Genomic DNA, 1,865 nt, shown 5'->3' on the forward strand with positions numbered 1-1,865 from the left:
GTGGGAGATCACCTCGACCGGGTACCGGTGCCCCTTGTACGACGGCGACACGGCCCCCACGAACAACCCCCTCCAGCACGATCAACCAGAAGATCATCCCATCCAGTCAACGAACGTGACAGCGCCGCCTGGGCTGCTAGGTGGATCAGGTCGGGTACTGCTGGCAGTGTCAGTCGTTCTACCACCGTTACGACCCGGGGCGGTGACCCGCTGTGCCGGACGTGCCTGGAGATCGCCGAGGGTGAGCGGGGGACGCGGACAGGTCGTCTGGTGACCAGCTCTGCATCACCTCCGCCCCGGCGACCAAGGCGGACATCAAGCACGCGCAGCAGACCCGGGCCCGGCTGAAAGGCGTCCAGGCCGCGGCTCCCCCGCTGAACGACACCTATGAGGCGGGCGCAGCGGAGGGGAAGTACCTGTCGATCTTCACCCGCGATGCGGCGTGCATGTACAACACGCTCTCCGTGGAGGTGAAGGACGAGCAGCAGGTGGAGTCCAAGGGCTTCCAGAAGTTCCTGATGTCCTACCACATGAAGACGGACCTGCTGGGCACGGAACTGAAGCTGTGGGCCCGCATCACACCGCTGCCGATGCCCGCCGGCAAGATCCCGTTCCCCGCGCAGCCGGGGGCGATCAAGCTGACGATCACCCCGATGTGCAGCACCGGGTGCAAGGACAAGCCGTCGTACGACTGGGACGGCAACCTCATGTGGGGCGGCTCCGTCGACATCGACCCGCACGAGGAGACCGGCACTACGACGGTCCAGTGGGACGGCAAGGTGCCGAACTCGTCCGGAGTGAAGGACACCGACCTCTCGCAGGAGCTGGCCTTCGCCCCGTACGCGACGTTCTCCACCAGCGTTCCGGAGACCTTCCCCACCGACAACAGCCAGGGCCTGATCGGCAACCCCGTCTACACGCGCTGTGACAAGGTGTACTCGCCGTCCGGCTGCGTGTTCCGCGACTACATGCCCGGCTACGTCTTCAACACCGCCAAGACCCCGGCGGCTGCCGCGCACGCCTGGCTGATCAACACCAAGATCCGCAAGGGCGCTCCGCTGAACTACCTTCCGGACCGCAGGGGTTCCAGCGGAACGCACGGCGAGCGCAACCGTTACAACCGTGACCCGGATGACAACCGCAAGGTGATCTGCCCCGACGGCTGGGCGGCCAAGGACGGAAACCCGAACGCCACGCCGGTCACCGACATCAGCGCCTCGGACAAGGCGAGTTGCGACGAGTTCGCGTTCGCCTCCACCTACAACAGCGGCGGCATGCCCAAGGGGGCCGAGGGCACCAACCCCGTGCGCTCCGGCAACGAGTGCGTGCAGACCTTTGCCACGAAGCTGTCCAATGGCACGTGGAAGCTGTACGACGAAGGCCGCCAGGCAGCCCCCGCCTGGAAGGAGGTCTGCGGCCGGTCGGCGATGTCCGGATGGATCAACTCCACCTCCATGAGCCGCTTCTCCTCCTTCTCCAGCAAACTGCGCCTGCTCGACCAGGATCTGTACCTTGTCAGGACGCCCGGCTTCGAGAAGTGTGACGCGAGCAAGGCGGTCGTGAAGTGCGACATCAGGTAGTTCCGTAGCGAAGACGCATCGTGCCGGCGTACCGGCAGCGTGTCGGCGGGGGGCAGCGCTCGACGCCGTCCCCCGCTGTGCGCTAAGGAGGAGAGATGAACGACGGAATAGCATGGCTGGCCCGCGAGGACATCTCCTGGCTGGGCGCTGTCACGTTGTTGGGTGGGTAGGTGTCTGATGGCGTCGCGGCGTGGTGCAGCTCGGTTCCGGGCTGTGCTCAGGCAGCGGTGGCGAGGCCGGCGACGCCGGTGATCTGCTCCCAGATTGCGAAGCGGATGCTCATCT

The 1,865-nt window shown here is 66.0% G+C and carries 1 protein-coding gene; it reads left to right on the forward strand.

Features of this window, described 5'->3' with window-relative positions; translation table 11 throughout:
- The first annotated feature begins 446 nt into the window (after window positions 1-446).
- The gene (locus G3I77_RS40525) at window positions 447-1,580 is read left to right on the forward strand and encodes a hypothetical protein (protein WP_248512478.1); all 1,134 of its coding nucleotides are present in this window, start codon (window positions 447-449) and stop codon (window positions 1,578-1,580) included.
- The last annotated feature ends 285 nt before the right edge of the window (window positions 1,581-1,865 follow it).

It is taken from the genome of Streptomyces sp. D2-8 (assembly GCF_023184515.1).
Classification (GTDB): Bacteria; Actinomycetota; Actinomycetes; order Streptomycetales; family Streptomycetaceae; genus Streptomyces.